Source organism: Cellulomonas sp. P4_H4 (assembly GCF_056400865.1).
In genome coordinates this window covers 331765-353083 of sequence record NZ_JBFUKL010000003.1, presented here as the reverse complement: position 1 = coordinate 353083, position 21319 = coordinate 331765, and the positions used below count along the sequence as shown (strand labels likewise).

Genomic DNA, 21319 nt, shown 5'->3' with positions numbered 1-21319 from the left:
GGAGGCGCACGCCATGGGCCAGCTCGACCGCATCAGCTCCCCGCTCGACGTGCGGCGGCTCAGCTCGAAGCAGGCCGACGAGCTCGCCGGCGAGATCCGCACCTTCCTCGTCGAGTCCGTGTCCCGGACGGGCGGTCACCTGGGCCCGAACCTGGGCGTGGTCGAGCTGACGATCGCGATGCACCGGGTGTTCGAGTCCCCGCTGGACACGATGGTGTTCGACACGGGCCACCAGGCGTACGTGCACAAGATGCTGACGGGCCGCACCGACTTCTCGAAGCTGCGCGTCCGCGACGGGCTCTCCGGGTACCCGAGCCGTGCCGAGTCGGACCACGACGTCGTCGAGAACTCGCACGCGTCGACCGCACTGAGCTGGGCCGACGGCATCGCCAAGGCGAACGAGCTGCAGGGCCGGGGCGAGCGGCACGTCGTCGCGGTCATCGGCGACGGCGCGCTCACGGGCGGCATGGCCTGGGAGGCGCTCAACAACATCGCCGACGGTCAGGACCGCAGGCTCGTCATCGTCGTCAACGACAACGGGCGGTCCTACGCGCCGACGATCGGTGGCATGGCCCACCATCTCGACACGCTGCGCACCACGCAGGGCTACGAGAACGTGCTGTCGTGGGGCAAGCGAACCCTGCGGCGCGCAGGCCCTCCGGGCCGGGCGACCTACGACGCGCTGCACGGCATGAAGAGGGGCATCAAGGACGTCCTGGTCCCGCAGGGCATGTTCGAGGACCTCGGGATCAAGTACGTCGGACCGGTCGACGGCCACGACATCCGCGCCGTCGAACGCTCCCTGCGAGCCGCGAAGGACTTCGGCGGTCCCGTGATCGTGCACGTCATCACCGAGAAGGGCCGCGGCTACACGCCCGCCGAGCAGGACGTCGCGGACCGGTTCCACGCGGTCGGCAGGATCCACCCCGAGACCGGGCTTCCCCTCGCGCCGTCGCGGTTCGGGTGGACGGGGGTCTTCGCCGACGAGATCGTGAGCATCGGCCGTCGTCGCAAGGACGTCGTCGCGATCACCGCCGCGATGCTCCAGCCCGTCGGTCTTGCGCCGTTCGCCGCCGAGTTCCCCGATCGCGTGTTCGACGTCGGCATCGCCGAGCAGCACGCCGCGACCTCCGCCGCCGGGATGGCGTTCGGCGGTCTGCACCCCGTCGTCGCTGTGTATGCGACCTTCCTGAACCGCGCGTTCGACCAGGTGCTCATGGACGTCGCGCTGCACAAGGCCGGCGTCACGTTCGTGCTCGACCGCGCGGGCCTCACCGGTGACGACGGTGCGAGCCACAACGGCATGTGGGACATGGCGATGCTCGCGATCGTCCCGGGACTGCGCCTCGCTGCGCCGCGCGACGAGGCGACGCTGCGGGCCGCGCTGCGGGTGGCCGTCGACGTCGACGACGCACCGACGGTGGTGCGCTACCCCAAGGGCGCTCTCACAGACCCGATCCCGGCGCTGGAGGACCTCGACGGCGTGGACCTGCTGGCCCGCCACGAAGGACCTGCGCACGAGCCCTCGGTGCTCGTCGTCGGCGTCGGTTCGATGGTCGGCACCGCGCTCGGTGTCGCCGAGATCCTCGCCGGGCACGGTCTTCGCGTGGACGTCGTCGACCCCCGGTGGGTCCTGCCAGTCCCGGACTCGATGACCAAGCTCGTCGGCGAGCACGATCACGTCGTCACCATCGAGGACGGCGTGGTCGACGGCGGGATCGGCTCCCTGATCGGTCAACGCGCTGCCGAGGCGGGCATGACCACGTCCGTGCAGGCGTTCGGGATCCCGCGCGCGTTCCTCGACCACGCGACCCGTGAGCAGCTCGTCGACACCCTGCGTCTGCGCCCCGAGGACATCGCCCGCGACGCGCTCGTCGCGCTCGGTCGACGGGTGTGACGCACGTCCCGTACCCCTAGGGCCTTTCGGCCCGGGTGACCCGTTGACAGGGCTCCTACTGTCGAAATTACCGACCTGACAGAGGAGCGCTCTAGATGTCCACCAGCACCGTGCCCACGACCGGCAGCACCCACGAGGGCGAGCCTGGCTGGGCGGGATTCGCGCGTGGTACCTGGGTAGACCGGATCGACGTCCGAGACTTCATCCAGCTCAACTACACGCCCTATGACGGCGACGCATCGTTCCTTGCCGGGCCGACCGCCCGCACCACCGCGATGTGGGCGCGGCTGGCCGAGATGTTCCCGCAGGAGCGTGAGCGCGGTGTCTACGACATCGACGCGCACACACCCTCGACCATCACGTCGCACCTGCCCGGGTACATCGACGAGGAGCACGAGCTCGTCGTCGGCCTGCAGACGGACGCGCCGCTCAAGCGCGCGATCATGCCCAACGGCGGCTACCGGATGGTCGAGAAGTCGCTCGAGACCTACGGCTACGACCCCGACCCGGTCGTCGGCACCATCTTCGGCAACTACCGCAAGACGCACAACGACGGTGTCTTCGACGTGTACCCGCCCGACGTGCGCGCCGCTCGCTCGTCGCACCTGATCACCGGCCTGCCCGACGCCTACGGCCGCGGTCGCATCATCGGTGACTACCGCCGCGTCGCCCTGTACGGCGTCAACGCTCTGATCGCCGCGAAGCGCGGGGAGCGGGCCGTGCTCGACGCCCAGCGCTCGACCGAGGACGTCATCCGCTCCCGCGAGGAGAACGCCGAGCAGATCCGCGCGCTGGGCGAGCTGAAGACGATGGCGGCGTCCTACGGGTACGACATCTCGGCGCCTGCGACGACGGGCCGCGAGGCCGTGCAGTGGCTGTACTTCGCCTACCTCGGCGCGGTCAAGGAGCAGAACGGCGCCGCGATGTCGCTCGGCCGCACGTCCACGTTCCTCGACATCTACCTGCAGCGGGACCTCGACTCGGGCGTCCTGACCGAGGAGCAGGCCCAGGAGCTCATCGACGACTTCGTCATCAAGCTCCGCATCGTGCGCTTCCTTCGCACGCCGGAGTACGACGAGCTGTTCTCGGGTGACCCGACCTGGGTGACCGAGTCGATCGGCGGGATGGGCGAGGACGGCCGACCGCTCGTCACGCGCAACTCGTTCCGCTACCTCCAGACCCTGTACAACCTGGGCCCGGCGCCCGAGCCCAACCTGACGGTCTTCTGGAGCGACCGGCTGCCCGCCGGCTTCAAGACGTTCTGCGCGCAGGTCTCGATCGACACGTCCGCCGTGCAGTACGAGTCCGACGAGCTCATCCGGTCCTCGTGGGGAGACGACGCGGCGATCGCGTGCTGCGTGTCCCCGATGCGCGTCGGCAAGCAGATGCAGTTCTTCGGCGCCCGGGTGAACCTGGCCAAGGCTCTGCTGTACGCGATCAACGGTGGTCGCGACGAGGTCAACGGGCGGCAGGTCGCGCCCATGACCGACCCCGTGCACGGCGACGTCCTGGACTACGACGACGTCATGGCCAAGTTCGAGACGATGATGGACTGGCTCGCCCAGACGTACATGGACGCACTCAACTGCGTGCACTACATGCACGACAAGTACGCGTACGAGCGGCTCGAGATGGCGCTGCACGACGCGGAGATCCTGCGGACCATGGCGTGCGGCATCGCCGGGCTGTCGGTCGTGGCCGACTCGCTGGCCGCCATCAAGTACGCGAAGGTGCACCCGGTCCGGGTGCCCGGCGGACTGATCACCGGCTACGTGGTGGACGGGGACTTCCCGACGTACGGGAACGACGACGACCGCGCGGACGACATCGCCGTCGGCCTCGTCGAGAGCTTCATGGACAGGCTGCGGCTGCTGGTGCCCTACCGCGGTGCCGTCGCGACGCAGTCGGTCCTGACGATCACCTCGAACGTGGTGTACGGCAAGGCGACCGGCGCGACGCCGGACGGGCGCCCGGCCGGTGCACCGTTCGCACCCGGCGCCAACCCGATGAACGGCCGTGACTCCCACGGGATGCTCGCGTCCGCGCTCTCGGTCGCGAAGATCCCGTACGAGCAGTCTCAGGACGGCATCTCGCTCACGTCCACCGTGCTTCCCGCGGGCCTCGGCCGGACGCCGGAGGAGCGTGCCGGCAACCTGGTCGGCCTGCTCGACGCGTACATCCTGTCCAACGGCTTCCACATGAACGTCAACGTGCTCAACCGCGAGACGCTCGAGGACGCCATGGCGCACCCGGAGAACTACCCCCAGCTCACGATCCGCGTGTCCGGATACGCGGTGAACTTCGTCCGCCTGACCAGGGAGCAGCAGCTCGACGTGCTCTCACGGACGTTCCACGGCGCGGTATGAACGCCGCCGTCGGACTGGGACTGCCCCGCGCGCACGCCGGGACAGCGGGCCTGGCCGAGACCGACGCCGACCGGAGCACCAAGCTGATGGCGATCCGAGCCGGCGAGCTCGGCTCGGTGCACTCGTGGGAGCTGGTGACCGCGGTAGACGGGCCGGGGACACGGATGACCGTGTTCCTGTCCGGGTGCCCGCTGCGCTGCCTGTACTGCCACAACCCCGACACGATGGAGATGCGCCGCGGTCACACCGTGAGCGCGGACGAGATCCTGACGCGGTTGACGCGGTACAAGACCGTGCTCAAGGCGACCGGTGGTGGGTTGACGGTCTCGGGCGGCGAGCCCCTCATGCAGGCGCCGTTCACGGCCCGGCTGCTCGAGGGCGCGCGCGACCTCGGTCTGCACACCGCCCTCGACACGTCCGGCTTCCTCGGTGACCGGTGCACGGACGCGATGCTGGACAAGCTCGACCTGGTGCTGCTGGACGTGAAGTCCGGCGTGCCCGAGACCTACCTCCGGACCACCGGCCGCGAGCTGCAGCCGACGCTCGACTTCGGTCGACGGCTCAACGACCGCGGGATCCCGATCTGGGTCAGGTTCGTGCTCGTGCCCGGCCTGACCGACTCCCCGGAGAACGTCGCGGCCGTCGCCGACCACATCGTCGAGTTCGGGGGAGCGCAGCGCGTCGAGGTGCTGCCGTTCCACCAGATGGGGCGCGACAAGTGGGCCGAGCTGGGGCTGCGGTACCAGCTCGACGGTGTCGCACCGCCGACCGCCGAGTCGATCGAGGACGTCCGGGCGACGATCCGGGCGCGCGGGTTGACGGTCTTCTGACGCGTCAGGGTCGCGGTGCCCACTACCGTGGGCGCCGCAGACTCTCGTAGACGAGATCGACCGGACGCCGTCGGTTCGTCGCACTCCCCGCGTCCGAAGGTGGGCACATGACCGGCACGGCTCCTGCTCGACCGCCGGCGATGAGCGACGTCGCCGCGCTGGCAGGCGTCTCGCACCAGACGGTCTCGCGCGTGCTGAACGACCACCCGAGCGTCCGGCCGGCCACGCGTGAACGCGTGAACGCGGCGATCGCGCAGCTCGGGTACCGGCGCAACAGCGCGGCGCGTGCCCTGGTGACGCGTCGCTCAGGGGTGCTGGGGGTCGTCACGCCCGCGACGGCTCTCTACGGGCCGACGAGCACGCTGGTGGGCCTGGAGGAGGCTGCGCGCGAGGTCGGCTGGTACGTGTCGGTCGCGACGATCCGGACGTTCGACGCCGAGTCGATGCATGCTGCCGTCGAGCACTTCCTGGGGCACGGGGTCGACGGCATCGCGATCATCGCGCCCACGACCGAGGTGGCCCAGGCGATCGCGTCGATCGACCTGCCGGTCCCGGTCGTGCTCATCTCGTCGGCGTCGGACCTGCCGGCGGAGGCGTACGTGCACGCCGTCGGGGTCGACCAGCGGCACGGTGCGCGACTGGCCACGCAGCACCTGCTCGACCAGGGGCACTCCGAGGTCCTGCACGTGGCCGGACCTCAGGACTGGTTCGACGCGCAGGACCGGCTCGCCGGGTGGCGCGAGATCAGCGGGCCGGGCGCGCCCGAGCACATCGAGGCCGCGTGGGAGGCCGCCGACGGGTACGAGCTCGGCCGCCGGCTGGCTCGCGAAGGGCTGCCGTCGGCGATCTTCGCGGCGAACGACCAGCTTGCCCTCGGCCTCCTGCACGCCTTCTGGGAGGCGGGCGTCCGCGTGCCGGCCGACGTCGCCCTCGTGGGGTTCGACGACGAGGTCGGTGCTGCCCACTACACGCCACCACTGACGACCGTCCGGCAGGACTTCGGGGCGCTCGGTCGGCTGGCGGTCTCGTCGTTGGAGGCGGCGATCGCCGGGCGGCAGACGCAGCACCAGCGCATCCCCGCGGAGCTCGTGATCCGCGCGAGCTCGGTCCGGGTGCGCTAGGCGGACTCTCACGCCCGGTGAAGGTCGAACGCGCGCTGTCCCTCGCAGCCGCAGAGCGCCGGCCCGGTTCTGGATCGGCGCCCGACCGTGTCGACCGTCGAGACCGTCCAGTCCCCACGAGACCGTCACGTGCGGCTGACGGTCTCGTCGTGATGTGACGGTCTCGGCACGCGCAGGCGTCGAACCTGGGCGCCGGAACGAGTCCGAATCGATACGGGAACAGGGTTTCCTTCGCGGCGATGTTAGCGTTAACATCACATCGGCCGCAGGCGTCCGCCGCGGTCCAGCACGCAGTGATGGAGCGGCGAGATGACGATCGACCCCGGGCTGGCGATCACGAGCGGTCGCACGACGCTCGGCATCGAGCTGGGCTCGACGCGCATCAAGGCGATCCTCGTCGGCCCCGACCACACGCCCTTGGCGAGCGGCGGCCACGACTGGGAGAACCAGTTCGTCGACCGGGTCTGGACGTACTCGCTCGACGCCGTCTGGAGCGGTCTGCAGGAGGCGGTCGCGGCGCTGCTCGCCGACGCCGAGCAGCGGTACGGCGTCCGACCCGCGACGTTCGGTGCCATCGGCGTCTCCGCGATGATGCACGGCTACCTCGCCTTCGACGCGGCCGACGAGCTGCTCGTGCCGTTCCGCACTTGGCGCAACACCAGCACCGGTCCCGCCGCCGCCGAGCTCTCGGAGCTCTTCGGCCACAACATCCCGCTGCGCTGGTCGATCGCCCACGTGCGTCAGGCGACGCTCGACGAGGAGCCGCACGTGCCTCACGTGCAGTTCCTCACGACGCTCGCCGGCTACGTGCACTGGCAGCTGACCGGCCGCAAGGTGCTCGGCATCGGCGACGCCTCCGGCATGTTCCCGGTCGACCCCGCGACGAAGACGTACGACGCGACGATGCTGGCGGCCTACCCCGGCCCGAGCATCGAGCCCCTGCTGCCCGAGGTGCTGCTGGCCGGCCAGGACGCCGGGCGCCTGACCGAGGCGGGCGCCGCCCTGCTCGACCCGACCGGTGGGCTGACCTCCGGGATCCCGCTGTGCCCGCCCGAGGGCGACGCCGGCACGGGCATGGTCGCCACGAACGCCGTCGCACCCCGCACCGGGAACGTCAGCGTCGGGACCAGCATCTTCGCGATGGTCGTGCTCGAGAAGCCGCTGTCCGCGGTGCACCACGAGCTCGACCTGGTCACGACCCCCGCAGGCGACCTGGTCGCGATGGTGCACTGCAACAACGGCGCCAGCGAGCTCGGGGCGTGGGCCGAGGTGTTCGGGCAGTTCGCCGCAGCCCTCGGGCACCCGACCGGTGCCGACGACGTGTTCGGTGTCCTGCTGCGTGAGGCCTTGGTGGGCGACGCGGACGGCGGCGGCCTGCTGGCGTACAACTACCTGTCCGGCGAGCCGATCACCGGACTGCCCGAAGGACGCCCGCTGGTCGTCCGCACCCCCGACAGCCGGCTCACGCTGGCCAACTTCGTGCGCACGCAGGTCTACAGCGCGTTCGGGACGCTCAGCCTCGGGATGCGGGTCCTGACCGCCGAAGGCGTCGAGCTCGACGCGATGTACGCCCACGGAGGTCTGTTCCGTACCGCCGGGGTGGCCCAGCGTTTCCTGGCCGCGGCCGTCGGCGCACCGGTCACGGTCGGCCAGACGGCCGGCGAGGGCGGCGCCTGGGGGATCGCGGTCCTCGCCGCATACCTGGACGCCGCGTCCGAGCAGGATCTCAGCACGTATCTCAGCACCCGCGTGTTCGGCGCCTCGGACTCCGTGACCGAGGTGCCCGACGCGGCCGACGTGCGCGGCTTCGACGCCTTTCTCGAGCGCTACAGCGCCGGGCTCGCGATCGAGCGCGCAGCAGTGGACGCGGTCTAGCCCATGACACAGGAGAGCAGGATGAAGACGTACCGACCATCGGTGCTGGACGAGATCGAACGGACGCGCGAGGTCGTCGCGCGGCTGCACGCTGAGCTGCCGCGCTGGGGGCTGGTCGTGTGGACGGCGGGCAACGTCTCGCAGCGGGTGCTCGTCGACCCGGAGTCCGGTCCGGGTCTCGACGACCTCTTCGTCATCAAGCCGTCGGGCGTCACGTACGACGAGCTGACTCCGGCGTCGATGGTCGTCTGCGACCTCGACGGGTTCCTCGTCGACGGCGAGCGGGCACCGTCGTCGGACACGGCGGCACACGCGTACGTCTACCGGAACATGCCACTGATCGGCGGAGTCGTGCACACGCACTCGACGTACGCGACCGCCTGGGCGGCACGCGGCGAACCCATCCCGTGCGTGCTCACGATGATGGCCGACGAGTTCGGCGGGGACGTCCCGGTCGGACCGTTCGCGCTGATCGGGGACGACTCGATCGGACGAGGGATCGTCGAGACCCTGCGCGACTCCCGCAGCCCGGCCGTCCTGATGCGCAACCACGGCCCCTTCACGGTGGGCGGCGACGCCCGCGCAGCCGTCAAGGCCGCGGTGATGGTCGAGGAGGTGGCGCGGACGGTGCACATCGCGCGACAGCTCGGCCCGACTGTTCCCATCCAGACCGACGACATCGACTCGCTCTATGCCCGCTACCAGAACGTCTACGGGCAGACGATCACGGAGGACCGTTCATGACCAAGCCGTACGCCGACCGCGAGATCTGGTTCCTCACCGGAAGCCAGGGACTCTACGGAGAGGACACGCTGCGGCAGGTGGCCGAGCAGTCCCAGGAGATCGCCCGGGTGCTCGGTGCGGACCTTCCGGCGACGCTCGTCTGGAAGCCCGTGCTGACGACCTCGGACGCCATCCGCCGCGCCGCGCTCGAGGCCAACGCCGACGACTCGGTCATCGGTGTCATCGCCTGGATGCACACCTTCTCGCCCGCCAAGATGTGGATCTCGGGCCTGGACGCGTTGCGCACGCCGCTGCTGCACCTGCACACGCAGGCGAACGTCGAGCTGCCGTGGGACACGATCGACTTCGACTTCATGAACCTCAACCAGGCCGCGCACGGCGACCGCGAGTTCGGCTACGTCGCGACGCGCCTGGGTGCGGCTCGCAAGACCGTCGCCGGGCACGTGAGCAACCCGGCCGTCACCGACTCGATCGCCACCTGGGTGCGAGCCTGCGCCGGCTGGGCGGCGACGCACGAGCTGCGCCTGGCTCGGTTCGGCGACAACATGCGCAACGTCGCAGTGACCGAGGGGGACAAGACCGAGGCCGAGCTGCGCTTCGGCGTCTCGGTCAACACGTGGGGCGTGAACGACCTGGTCGCGGCCGTCGCCGAGGTGGCCGACCCCGACATCGACAAGCTCGTGGCCGAGTACGAGGACCTGTACGACGTGGCGCCTGAGCTGCGTCGGGGTGGCGAGCGGCACGAGTCGCTGCGCTACGGCGCGCGCCAGGAGGTCGCGCTGCGGACCCTGCTCGAGCAGCTCGGGGCCCAGGCCTTCACGACGAACTTCGAGGACCTCGGCGACCTGCGTCAGCTTCCCGGGCTCGCCGTCCAGCGCCTCATGGCCGACGGCTACGGCTTCGGGGCGGAGGGCGACTGGAAGACCGCGATCCTCGTGCGTGCCGCCAAGGTGATGGGTGCCGGCCTGCCCGGTGGGGCGTCGCTGATGGAGGACTACACCTACGACCTGACCCCGGGCTCCGAGCGGATCCTCGGGGCGCACATGCTCGAGGTCTGCCCGTCGCTCACGACGAGCCGGCCGAGTCTCGAGGTGCACCCGCTGGGCATCGGCGGCAAGGACGACCCGGTGCGGCTCGTGTTCGACGCGGACCCGGGCGTCGGGGTCGTGGTGTCGCTGGCCGACATGCGCGAGCGCTTCCGGCTCACGGCCAACGTGGTCGACGTCGTCGCGCCGTCCGCACCGCTGCCGCACCTGCCCGTGGCACGCGCGGTCTGGGAGCCGAGGCCGGACTTCCGGACGTCGGCCGAGGCGTGGCTCACCGCAGGCGGTGCGCACCACACGGTGCTGACGACGGCGGTCGGCGTCGAGGCGTTCGAGGACTTCGCCGAGATCGCGCGCACCGAGCTTCTCGTGATCGACGAGTCGACGACCCGGCGGGGCTTCCGTGACCAGGTCCGCTGGAACCAGGTGTTCTACCGGGTTGCCCAGGGTCTCTGACCGAAAAACGTGATCAGAACGCAACAAATATCCCAGGTTCATCGACACCATGTGAGCGCTAACATTCAGTGTCGATAGACGCTGCGCCCGGCTCTTGCCGCACGCAGCGGTGCTTGGCGGATCCCGTGCCTGGGGTTCGCGAGTCGGACCGGCCGGCGTGGGTCGGTCCGACTGCCAGTCGTTTCTCAAAGAGGAGAATCAGATGGTCAGCAAGAGGTTCAGCACCCGTGCGATCGCTGCCGGTGTCGCAGCACTCGCCCTCAGCCTCGCAGCGTGCTCGAGCGGTGGGGACTCCGGTGACGCAGCGAGCGGCGACGCGAGCGGCGGTTCGGACAGCGGCGACGCGATCGTCGTCGGCTTCAGCCAGGTCGGCTCCGAGAGCGGCTGGCGTGCCGCGAACACCAAGTCCATCCAGGACACCCTGACGGCCGACAACGGGTTCGACCTGAAGTTCTCCGACGCGCAGCAGAAGCAGGAGAACCAGATCCAGGCGATCCGGTCGTACATCGCCCAGGGCGTCGACTACATCGCGTTCTCGCCCGTGGTCGAGTCCGGCTGGGACGCGGTCCTGGAGGAGGCCAAGGCGGCCGACATCCCCGTCATCCTCACCGACCGCGCGGTCGACACCCAGGACACGTCGCTCTACAAGACGTTCATCGGTTCCGACTTCGTCCTCGAGGGTGAGCGGATCGGCAAGTACGTCTCCGAGACCCTCGGCACCGAGCCGATCAACGTCGTCGAGCTGCAGGGCACCACGGGCTCGGCACCGGCGAACGACCGCAAGTCCGGCTTCGCGGACGCGATCGCGGACAACCCGAACGTCAAGGTGATCGCCTCGGAAACCGGCAACTTCACGCGCGCCGAGGGCAAGACGGTCATGGAGGGCTTCCTCCAGGCGTACCCGGACATCGACGTGGTCTACGCGCACAACGACGACATGGGCCTGGGTGCGATCGAGGCGATCGAGGCGGCCGGCAAGGTTCCCGGCAAGGACATCAAGGTCGTCAGCATCGACGGCGTCCACGACGGCATGGTCGCGCTGTCCGAGGGCAAGATCAGCTACATCGTCGAGTGCAACCCTCTGCTCGGCCCGGACCTGGCGGAGATCATCAAGACCCTGAACGATGGTGGGACAGTTGAGCCTCGGATCGTGACCGAGGACGGCGAGTTCAACCAGGAGCAGGCGATCGCGGCACTGCCCGACCGGCAGTACTGACCGACTCCGTCCTGCCCGCTCCCCGGGGTACTCGTGCCCCGGGGAGCGGTTCACCCCTGCTGGCGAACGACCGTGCCGGCCAGGACGAAAGGGTCGACGATGACCGAACCGAATACCTCGCCGGGTGCCTCCGGCGAGCCGCCCGTCCAGCCCCTCGTGGTGATGACGGGGATCACCCTCAGCTTTCCGGGCGTCAAGGCGCTCGACGGTGTCGACTTCCGGCTCTTCCCCGGTGAGGTGCACGCCCTCATGGGCGAGAACGGCGCCGGGAAGTCCACCCTCATCAAAGCCCTGACCGGCGTGTACACGATCGACGACGGACGCATCGTCGTCGACGGCCAGGAGCGCTCGTTCTCCGGCCCCGCCCAGGCGCAGGACGTCGGGATCAGCACGGTCTACCAAGAGGTCAACCTCTGCGACAACCTCTCCGTGGCCGAGAACATCATGCTCGGCCACGAGGTGCGCCGGGGCGGCATGGTCGACTGGCGCAGCACGCGTCGCCGGGCCAGCGAGCACCTGCGGACCATGAACCTCGACATCGACCCGAAGTCGTCGCTGGAGTCGCACTCGCTCGCGGTCCAGCAGCTCGTCGCGATCTCGCGCGCGATGGTCGTCGACGCCCGGGTGCTGATCCTCGACGAGCCCACCTCGAGCCTCGACGCCGACGAGGTCGCCCGGCTGTTCGACGTGGTCCGTGGGTTGCGTGAACGTGGCGTCGCGATCCTGTTCGTCTCGCACTTCCTCGACCAGGTCTACGCGATCAGCGACCGCCTGACGGTGCTGCGCAACGGCAAGCTCGTGGGGGAGTACCGCACCTCCGAGCTGCCACGCGTCGAGCTGGTCCAGAAGATGATCGGCCGCGAGCTCGCCGTCCTCGAGCAGCTCGAGGAGGCGCCCAAGCGTTCCGTCGCGGAACGCGCCGACACCACGCCGTTCGTCCAGGCGATCGGCCTGGGACGCAAGGGGTCCATCGAGCCGTTCGACCTCGACGTCTACGCGGGCGAGGTCGTCGGTCTGGCCGGGCTGCTCGGTTCCGGGCGCACCGAGCTGGCGCGCCTGCTGTACGGCGCGGACCGCGCGGACCGCGGGACGGTCGTGGTGCAGGGCGAGTCGACGAAGCTGCGCACGCCGCGCTCAGCGCTCTCGCACGGCATCGTCTACTCCTCGGAGAGCCGCAAGACCGAGGGGATCGTCGGCGACCTGACCGTCCGCGAGAACATCACGCTCGGCCTCCAGGCCGAGCGTGGCTGGCTCCGCCGGATCTCCCGACGCAAGACCGACGAGGTCGTCGACGGGTACATCAAGGCCCTGGGCATCCGCCCGGCCAACCCCGACGCCATCGCCGGCAACCTGTCGGGCGGCAACCAGCAGAAGGTGCTGCTCGCGCGCTGGCTGGCCACCCAACCCAAGCTCCTGATCCTCGACGAGCCCACGCGCGGCATCGACGTCGGCGCCAAGGCCGAGATCCAGCGGCTCGTCGCGGAGCTCGCGTCGCAAGGCATGGCCGTCGTGTTCATCTCGGCCGAGCTCGAGGAGGTGCTGCGGCTGTCCCACCGGATCGCCGTGCTGCGCGACCGACGCCTGGTCGCCCAGATCGCCAACACGGACGACGTCACCACCGACGACGTGGTCCACCTGATCGCGAGCGGAGGAGCTGAGGCATGAGCACCATCACCCGGCACCGCCTGTTCTGGCCCGTCGTCGCGCTCCTCGCACTGCTGCTCGCGAGCGTGCTCAAGTCGCACACGTTCCTGGACATCGAGGTCCGTGACGGACACCTGTTCGGCGGTCCCATCGACATCATCCGTCGCACGAGCGTGCTGCTCCTGGTCGCGCTCGGCATGACCCTGGTGATCGCGACACGCGGCATCGACCTGTCGGTCGGCGCCGTCATGGCGATCGCCGGTGCGATCGCGCTGACCCAGATCGCCTCGTCGCCCGACCCCGGGTCGGTCGCCACGGTGGCCTCCGCGATGGCGACCGCGCTGCTCGTCTGCCTGGTCATCGGGATCTGGAACGGGTTCCTCATCGCGGTCGTCGGCATCCAACCGATCATCGCGACCCTGGTCCTCATGACGGCCGGCCGCGGCATCGCGATGCTCATCACCGGCGGCCAGATCACTACCGTCACGAGCGCGCCCTACAAGTCGCTCGCGTCCGGCTACACCCTCGGGCTGCCCAACGCGGCACTGATCGCCGGGTTCTTCTTCCTGGTGACGGCGCTGGTCACCCGACGCACGGCCCTGGGCGTCCTCATCGAGGCCGTCGGCATCAACCCGTCGGCCAGCCGGCTCGCCGGTGTGCGGGCGCGCACGATCATCTGGACCGTCTACATCCTGTGCGCGCTCTTCGCGTGCATCGCGGGATTCATCAAGAGCGCCGACACGATGGCGGCCGACGCCAACAACGTCGGGCTGTTCATCGAGCTCGACGCCATCCTCGCGGTCGTGATCGGTGGCACGTCGCTCGCGGGCGGCAAGTTCTCCCTGGCGGGCACCCTCGTGGGCGCCCTGGTGATCACGACGCTCACGCTCGCGATCACGATCCTCGGCGTCCCGGCCAACGCGGTGTCGCTGTTCAAGGCGCTCGTGGTCATCGTCGTCTGCCTGCTGCAGTCGCCCAAGGTGCGGAACAGCTCGTGGGGTCGACGTCGACCAGCCGCCTCAGTCCCCGCTCCCGTGGAGGTTCCGGCCTGATGGCGACCGACCAGCTCACCTCGCCGACCGTCTCGGACGCCTCGACGGCGTCCAGGCGCCGCCGGTTCCGGATCGACGACCGCTACATCCCCGTGCTCGGCACGGTCCTCGTGCTCATCGTGATGCTCGCGATCGGCGGGAACCTGTACGAGAACTTCCTCACCGGCCGCGTCATGGCGAACGTCCTCATCAACAACTCGTTCCTCGTGGTCCTCGCGGTCGGCATGACCTTCGTGATCCTCACGGGCGGCATCGACCTGTCGGTCGGCGCGGTGCTCGCGCTGTCCACGTGCGTCTCGGCGTGGATGTTCACGCACGGGTGGAGCGCGGCCTTCACCATCCCGGCGGCAGTCCTGGTCGGCACGCTGATCGGTCTGGCGGTCGGGCTGATGATCCACGTCTTCGAGGTCCAACCCTTCATCGCCACGTTGGCGGCGATGTTCCTGGCCAGAGGTCTGTGCTACATCGTCGCGCCCGAGTCGATCCCGATCACGGACCCGACGATCGTCTCGCTGTCGTCGACGCGGTGGCCGCTCTTCGGGACGTTCGACATCACGCCGAGCGGCGTCATCGCACTGGCCGTGGTGCTCATCGCGTTCGTCACCCTGCACTACACGCGGTTCGGTCGCACGGTCTACGCCATCGGCGGCAGCGAGCAGTCCGCCCGGCTCATGGGTCTGCCGGTGGCGCGCACCAAGGTGCTCGTCTACGTGATCAGCGGGACCTGCGCGGGCATCGGCGGACTCCTGTTCGTGGTGTTCTCACGGTCCGGCTACTCGCTCACGGGCGTCGGCATGGAGCTCGATGCGATCGCCGCGGTGGTCATCGGTGGCACCCTGCTGACCGGAGGGAGCGGCTTCGTCCTCGGGTCGGTCATGGGTGTCGTCGTGCTGGGTCTGATCCAGACGATCATCACCTTCCAGGGCACGCTGAGCTCCTGGTGGACCAAGATCTTCATCGGCGCGCTGCTGCTGGTGTTCGTGGTCCTGCAGCGGCTCCTGGCGCTCCGCAGACGCTAGCTGGGGCAGCGAGGAGGGAGGCGGCGGACCGGTGATCCGCCGCCTCCCTTCGTGTTCACGCGGTCGGGACGTTCGCCAACCCGTCGGGCAGCAGCCGGCGGCCCAGGACGCGCTCGGAGTAGCCCGTGCGGTCCAGGTAGGGCGTCAGGCCACCGAGGTGGAAGCCCCACCCTGCGCCGAGGATCATGCAGAGGTCGATCTGCTGCGGCGTCGAGACGACGCCCTCGTCGAGCATGTGACCGACCTCGACCGTCAGCGCCCGGAGCACGCTGTCGAGCACCCCGGCCTCGTCGAGCGGCGTGCCGTCGTGCGACACGGACGCGTCGAACACGGACTGGATGGCGGGGTCCACAGGCTTGGGCAGCCCCTTGGCCGGCGCGGGCAGGACGACGCGCGTGCCGTCGGCGACGAGCTTCTCGAGTCCCGGGGAGCGCGGGAACCGGTCGCCCAGCTCCTCGCGCAGCGACGTCAGGACATGCAGCCCGACGGCCGGTCCGACCAGGTCGAACAGCTCGAACGGCGGCATCGGCAGGCCGAGGGGCCGCAGCGCACGGTCCGCGACCTCGACGGGGGTGCCGTGCTCGACGGCGTCGACGATCACGCCGAGGAGCAGGACGAGCAGCCGGTTGACGACGAATCCGGGCCGGTCGGCGACGAGCACGGCGGTCTTGCGCAGCTTGGCAGCCACCGCGAACCCTGTCGCCAGCGCCTCGAGCGACGTGTGCTCGGCCTGCACGACCTCGACCAGCGGCATCGCGGCCACGGGGTTGAAGAAGTGCAGCCCGACGACGCGCTCGGGGTGCTGCAGGTCGGCCGCCATCGCGCTGACCGACAGGGCCGAGGTGTTCGTCGCCAGGATCGCCGTCGGGGAGATGACCGTCTCCAGCTCGGCGAACACGCGCTTCTTCAGGTCGAGGATCTCGGTGACCGCCTCGATGACCAGGTCGCACGTGGCGAACTCGGCCAGGTCGGTGGTGCCGTGGATCGAGCCGAGCAGCCGCGCCCCGGCCGCCTGGCTCATCCGGCCCGTCGACGTGAGCCGGTCCACGGTCGACTTCACCGCGGCCAGACCCTTGTCGACGCGCTCCTGGTCGAGGTCGCGCATGACCACCGGGACGCCGAGACGCTGCGCGAACAGTGTCGCGATCTGCGCGGCCATGAGCCCGGCGCCGACGATGCCGACGCGGGTGACGGGCTGCGCGAGCGAGCGGTCAGGGGCGCCCACGGGCCGCTTGCCGCCGGACACCAGCCCGAACGAGTACAGGCTCGCCCGCATCTCGTCGCTCATGATCAGGTCCGCGAGCGCGAGGTCCTCGGCCACGAACGCCTCGGCACGGGAGCTGTCCCGGGCGGCGGCGACGAGGTCGAGAGCGCGGGCCGGCGCGGGTCGCGAGGTGCCGACGACCGCGTCGAGCCGCTGCCGGGCCGCCGCGACGGCGCCGTCCCACAGCGGTGCGGGATCGAGCGGACGACGCTCGACGACGACCTCACCGGACAGCACGCGAGCCGCCCACCGGATCGACTCCTCGAGGAAGTCGGCCGGGTCGAGCACCACGTCGACGAGCCCGAACGAGGCCGCCTCGCCCGCCGAGAAGGGCTTGTTCGCGGCCGGGCGGGTCAGGATGACGTCGAGCGCCTTCTCGATGCCCACCAGGCGCGGCACGAGGTAGGCGCCGCCCCAGCCCGGGACCAGGCCGAGGCCGGTCTCGGGGAGGGCCAGCGCACGGACGTCCGACGCCGCAGTGCGGTAGTCGCAGTTGATCGCGAGCTCGAGGCCGCCGCCCAGGGCCACGCCGTTGACGAACGCGAACGTGGGGACGCCCATCGTGTGCAGCAGCTCGTACGCGGCGTGCCCGCCCTGACCCAGCGCGAGCGCAGCCGTCCGGTCGGGGATAGTGCCGGCGAGCGTGAGGTCGGCGCCTGCGGCGAGGTAGTAGGGCTTGCCAGTGACGGCGACGGCCACGATCTCGCCCGCCGCTGCTCGCGCCTGCACGGCCGTCAGCGTCGCGGTGAGCTCGGCGATGCCCTGCGGACCCAAGGTCGACGGCTTGGTGTGGTCGAGGCCGTTGTCCAGGGTGACCAGGGCGAGCGTCCCGGCGTCGCCGGGCAGTCGGACGTCGCGGGCGTGGGCGTGGGTGACGCGCTCGTCGCTCACTTGGTGGACTCCTCGGTGTCGGACTCGTAGTCGGGGTGGTTCGGGTTCTCCCAGATGACGGTGCCGCCCTGGCCGAGGCCGACGCACATCGTCGTGAGGCCGTAGCGGACCTCGGGGTGGTCGGCGAACTGGCGTGCCAGCTGCGTCATGAGGCGGACGCCCGAGGACGCCAGCGGGTGCCCGACGGCGATCGCGCCGCCGTACTGGTTCACGCGAGGGTCGTCGTCGGCGATGCCGAAGGCGTCGAGGAACGACAGCACCTGCACGGCGAACGCCTCGTTGATCTCGAACAGGCCGATGTCCTCGATCGACAGCCCCGCCCGCGCCAGCGCCTTGGTGGTGGCCGGGACCGGCCCGATGCCCATGATCGACGGCTCCACGCCGGCGTACGCGAACGAGACCATGCGCATCCGGGTCGGCAGGCCGAGCTCGGCGGCGGTGTCCTCCGCGGCGAGCAGGCAGGAGGCGGCACCGTCGGTCAACGGTGCGGCGGTGCCAGCCGTGACGCGGCCACCCGGGCGGAACGGGGTGGGCAGCTTCTGGATGGCCTCGACAGTCGTCCCTGGCCGCGGCGGCTCGTCGGCGGTCGCCAGTCCCCAGCCGTTCTCGGGGTCACGCAGTGCGACGGGGACCAGGTCGGGGTCGATCTTGCCGGCGGCGAGTGCGGCGGCGTACTTCGCCTGGCTCGCGGCGCCGTAGGCGTCGGCACGCTCACGCGTGAGAGCGGGGAACGTGTCGTGCAGGTTCTCGGCGGTGATGCCCATGTTGAGGGCGTCGCTCTCGACGAGGCGCTCCGACAGGAACCGCGGGTTCGGGTCGGCGTCGAAGCCCATCGGGTGGTGGCCCATGTGCTCGACGCCACCGGCGAGCGCGATGTCCTGCGCGCCGAAGCCGATCGCGGCGGCCGTGTTGGTCACGGCGGTCATGGCGCCCGCGCACATGCGGTCGATCGCGTAGCCGGGGACGGACCGGGGGAGCCCGGCCAGGACGCCGACGGTGCGCCCGAGGGTCAGGCCCTGGTCGCCCTGCTGCGTCGTGGCCGCGATCGCCACCTCGTCGATCCGCTCCGGGGGGAGCTCGGGGTGCCGGCGGAGCAGCTCGCGGATGGTCTTGACCGACAGGTCGTCGGCACGGGTGTTCGCGTACAGGCCGTCCTTGCGTGCGCGACCGAACGGGGTGCGGACCCCGTCGACGAACACGACACGACGGACACGCGGTGCGGGGGTGGGCATCGAGAAGCCTCCAAGGCGGGACGACGGTGTCCGGCGGGCCCATGACTGCGAGCCCGCAACCATTAGACGATACCCCGGGTACCGGGTTCCACGCGACGACGAAGTTACTGTCGGGTAACTTTACTGGTCAGAGGGTGGCGAACGCCTCGGCGAGTCGCGGCGCGGCGAGCTCGACCTGCCACGGTCGGGCGCCGCCGGCGGCGAGGAACCCGCCGATCCCCTCGACGTCCAAGGTGGTCGGAGGGGTCCAGCACAGCCGTCGCAAGAGGTCCGGCTGCAGGAGGTTCTCCGCCGGGACGGACCACTGCGTCGACAGCGCGGCGATCGCCTCGCGCGCGACCGACAGGCGGGCCGCCGCAGCCGGGTCCTTCTCCGCCCATGCGCGCGGGGGCGGCGGTGCGTCGCTCTTCGGGCCGCGCACCGAGGGCAGCTCGCTCTCCGGCTCGTCGAGAGCACGGTCGATCGCCGCCTGCCAGAGCGGTGCGCGACGGCGTGTGCCCTTGCCAGCGAAGGCGGGCAGGGCGGTCAGCTCGGCGACCGTGCGGGGCAGCGCTTGCGCGGCCGCGACGATCGCGTGGTCGGGCAGCACGCGGCCGGGGGAGATGTCCCGCTGGCGGGCGTTCTGGTCCCGGGTCAGCCACAGCTCGCGGACGACGCCCAGACGGCGGGCGTCGCGGATGGCGTGCAGGCCCGAGACCCGGCGCCACGGTTCGACGCGCGGGGGCGCCGGAGGAGCGGTGCGGACCGCCTCGAACTCCTGCGCGGCCCATTCGGCCTTGCCCGCGACCGCGAGCCGCTCGGCCAGGATCTCGCGGAGCTCGACGAGCACCTCGACGTCCAGGGCGGCGTAGCGCAGCCACTCGGTGGGCAGCGGGCGGGTGGACCAGTCGACCGCCGAGTGCTCCTTCGCGAGCCCGAGCCCGAGCGCGTCCGCGACCACAGCAGCGAGCCCGACGCGCTCCATCCCCAGGAGGCGGGCACCGAGCTCGGTGTCGAACACGCGGCTGGGCAGCATGCCCTGCTCGGCAAGACCGGGCAGGTCCTGGGATGCGGCGTGCAGGACCCACTCGACGCCGACCAGCGCCCGGGACAGCGAGGACAGGTCGGGCACGGCGATCGGGTCGATCAGCGCGGTGCCGGCGCCCTCGCGACGGATCTGGACCAGGTAGGTGCGCTGGCCGTACCGGTAGCCGGACGCGCGTTCGGCGTCGACCGCCACCGGTCCGGTGCCTGCGCCGAACGCGGCGACGACGGCGGCCAGGGCCTCGGGCGTCTCGACGACCGGCGGGATCCCGTCGGCGGGCTCGGTGAGCATGACGACCTCGGGGACGTCGTCGACGGCCTCGTCGGCCGGTGCGGCATCGAGCTGAGCAGGATCGACGGCAGGCAGCTCGGACCCCCCGGCGGGGAGGTCGGGGCTCGCCTCAGGTCGCATGAGAGCAACCGTAAGCGAAAGGACGGACGCATCCGCGCAGGCCGCGCGGGAGCGAACAGTCAGGACAGCACGCCACCGCGGATGGAGATCGCGACCAGCTCGGCCCGGTCGCCGGTGCCCAGCTTGCGCGAGATGCGCGCCAGGTGACTCTTCACGGTGAGGGCGGAGAGTCCGAGGTCCTCGCCGATGAGGCGGTTCGTGCGGCCGTCGGCGACGAGCTTGAGCACGCTGATCTCGCGTGCCGTGAGCTCGGGCAGCGGCGGTTGTGCAGCGGCGGGCGCTGCGGCGCGGGGCAGGTTCGGGACGGTCACTCCGGCGACCGCGCCGCGCAGGCCACCGGCCAGGAGCGTGCTCAGCTCGGGTCGAGCAGCCCGGCGCGTCAGCACGACGACCCGTGGTGCGCCACGGCGTCGCAGGTTGCGCACCAGGGCGCCGCCGTCGCCGTCCGCCACCTCGGTCACCACGACGCACATCTGCTGCGTCGCCGGTGCGGGTGCCGTCGCTGCCGTTCCTGCGGGACGCGCGGTCGTGAGGGTACGTCGAAGCTCGGGCCCACGTGCCTGGGCCGGGTTTCGTCGCAGCGGCTCGATGCTCACGTGCCAGTCATCGGCATCCTTGACGCCCGACTTGAGAGTTAGCGACGCGGTCCCAGGGCGACGACCCCGTCCGGGAGGGGCTCGAGGCCGGCGGCGGTGCACAGCAGCGTCGCCCAGGCCGTCAGGTGGGGCGCGAGGTCCTCGTCGGCGGCCGTCCACGACGCGCGGATCTCCAGCTCGGTCTGCTCGGACCGCCGGTCGAGAGCACCGAAGCTCTGCGACAGGACCCGGGTGACGGTGCCGCCGGCGGACTGCGGGTCGAGACCGGACTCCTGCAGGGCGTCGGTGAACCAGGTCCACGCCACCTCGGCGAGCATCGGGTCTGCGCCGACCTCGGCCTCGAGCGTCGCGCGGACCAGGGTGACGAGCCGGAAGTTGCCTTCCCACGCCTCCTGGCCGGCCGGGTCGAAGAGGACGACGAAACGTCCGGACGCGAGCTCGGCGGCCGCGACCGACCGGCGCGCGGTGCGGATCTCGGCGGTGAGCGCCGCGGAGAAGGGCGCGATGCGCGCGGGACCGGGAACCTCGTCGAGGATCACCTCGGGACGGACGGTCACCTGACGCAGCGAGCGCAGCGCGCTGACGAACTCGACGGGGACGTCCTCCGGACCAGCGGGTGTCACGGTGTGGAGCGTACG

General features: G+C 70.7%; 16 protein-coding genes. 11 read left to right on the top strand and 5 right to left on the bottom strand.

All coding sequences use genetic code 11. The features are described from left to right. Positions 1–13: 13 nt before the first annotated feature. The 11 genes from dxs (at position 14) to yjfF (ending at position 15263) form a co-directional block, all read left to right on the top strand. Complete coding sequence (gene dxs / locus AC1DPN_RS11690; protein ID WP_477084910.1) at positions 14–1897, top strand: 1-deoxy-D-xylulose-5-phosphate synthase; 1884 nt, start codon at positions 14–16, stop codon at positions 1895–1897. 95 nt (positions 1898–1992) lie between these two features. Then, positions 1993–4263 (top strand): formate C-acetyltransferase, encoded by a 2271-nt coding sequence (gene pflB, locus AC1DPN_RS11685; RefSeq protein WP_477084909.1) that lies wholly within the window; start codon positions 1993–1995, stop codon positions 4261–4263. Continuing rightward, positions 4260–5093, top strand: coding sequence for a pyruvate formate-lyase-activating protein (gene pflA / locus AC1DPN_RS11680; protein ID WP_477084908.1), 834 nt, complete (start codon positions 4260–4262; stop codon positions 5091–5093). The genes pflB and pflA overlap by 4 nt, the downstream gene beginning before the upstream one ends. A 107-nt stretch (positions 5094–5200) precedes the next feature. Further along, positions 5201–6214: a LacI family DNA-binding transcriptional regulator gene (locus tag AC1DPN_RS11675; RefSeq protein WP_477084907.1), complete on the top strand. Its 1014-nt coding sequence runs from the start codon at positions 5201–5203 to the stop codon at positions 6212–6214. A 309-nt stretch (positions 6215–6523) separates the two neighbouring features. Then, entirely contained in the window at positions 6524–8089 is a 1566-nt protein-coding gene (locus tag AC1DPN_RS11670; protein ID WP_477084906.1) for a xylulokinase, read from the top strand. 21 nt (positions 8090–8110) lie between these two features. Next, a complete protein-coding gene (locus AC1DPN_RS11665) occupies positions 8111–8833 on the top strand; it encodes an L-ribulose-5-phosphate 4-epimerase (RefSeq protein ID WP_477084905.1) in 723 nt (240 codons plus the stop codon). Continuing rightward, entirely contained in the window at positions 8830–10332 is a 1503-nt protein-coding gene (gene araA / locus AC1DPN_RS11660; RefSeq protein WP_477084904.1) for an L-arabinose isomerase, read from the top strand. The genes AC1DPN_RS11665 and araA overlap by 4 nt, the downstream gene beginning before the upstream one ends. 202 nt (positions 10333–10534) lie before the next feature. Beyond that, positions 10535–11548, top strand: a complete 1014-nt coding sequence (locus tag AC1DPN_RS11655) for an ABC transporter substrate-binding protein (protein ID WP_477084903.1) — start codon at positions 10535–10537, stop codon at positions 11546–11548. A 99-nt stretch (positions 11549–11647) separates the two neighbouring features. Then, a complete protein-coding gene (locus AC1DPN_RS11650; RefSeq protein WP_477084902.1) occupies positions 11648–13213 on the top strand; it encodes a sugar ABC transporter ATP-binding protein in 1566 nt (521 codons plus the stop codon). Continuing rightward, complete coding sequence (locus tag AC1DPN_RS11645; protein ID WP_477084901.1) at positions 13210–14244, top strand: ABC transporter permease; 1035 nt, start codon at positions 13210–13212, stop codon at positions 14242–14244. Before AC1DPN_RS11650 ends, AC1DPN_RS11645 begins: the two co-directional genes overlap by 4 nt. After that, positions 14244–15263, top strand: coding sequence for a galactofuranose ABC transporter, permease protein YjfF (gene yjfF / locus AC1DPN_RS11640; protein ID WP_477084900.1), 1020 nt, complete (start codon positions 14244–14246; stop codon positions 15261–15263). Before AC1DPN_RS11645 ends, yjfF begins: the two co-directional genes overlap by 1 nt. A gap of 55 nt (positions 15264–15318) precedes the next feature. Here yjfF and AC1DPN_RS11635 read toward each other — a convergent pair whose 3' ends face one another. The 5 genes from AC1DPN_RS11635 to AC1DPN_RS11615 form a co-directional block, all read right to left on the bottom strand. Beyond that, entirely contained in the window at positions 15319–17418 is a 2100-nt protein-coding gene (locus AC1DPN_RS11635; protein WP_477084899.1) for a 3-hydroxyacyl-CoA dehydrogenase NAD-binding domain-containing protein, read from the bottom strand. After that, entirely contained in the window at positions 17415–18650 is a 1236-nt protein-coding gene (locus tag AC1DPN_RS11630) for a thiolase family protein (RefSeq protein WP_477084898.1), read from the bottom strand. Before AC1DPN_RS11630 ends, AC1DPN_RS11635 begins: the two co-directional genes overlap by 4 nt. A 127-nt stretch (positions 18651–18777) precedes the next feature. Then, complete coding sequence (locus AC1DPN_RS11625; RefSeq protein WP_477084897.1) at positions 18778–20085, bottom strand: HRDC domain-containing protein; 1308 nt, start codon at positions 20083–20085, stop codon at positions 18778–18780. 59 nt (positions 20086–20144) lie between these two features. Further along, complete coding sequence (locus AC1DPN_RS11620; protein ID WP_477085203.1) at positions 20145–20558, bottom strand: helix-turn-helix transcriptional regulator; 414 nt, start codon at positions 20556–20558, stop codon at positions 20145–20147. A gap of 161 nt (positions 20559–20719) precedes the next feature. Beyond that, the gene (locus AC1DPN_RS11615) at positions 20720–21304 is read right to left on the bottom strand and encodes a DUF3000 domain-containing protein (protein ID WP_477084896.1); all 585 of its coding nucleotides are present in this window, start codon (positions 21302–21304) and stop codon (positions 20720–20722) included. Positions 21305–21319: the final 15 nt, after the last annotated feature.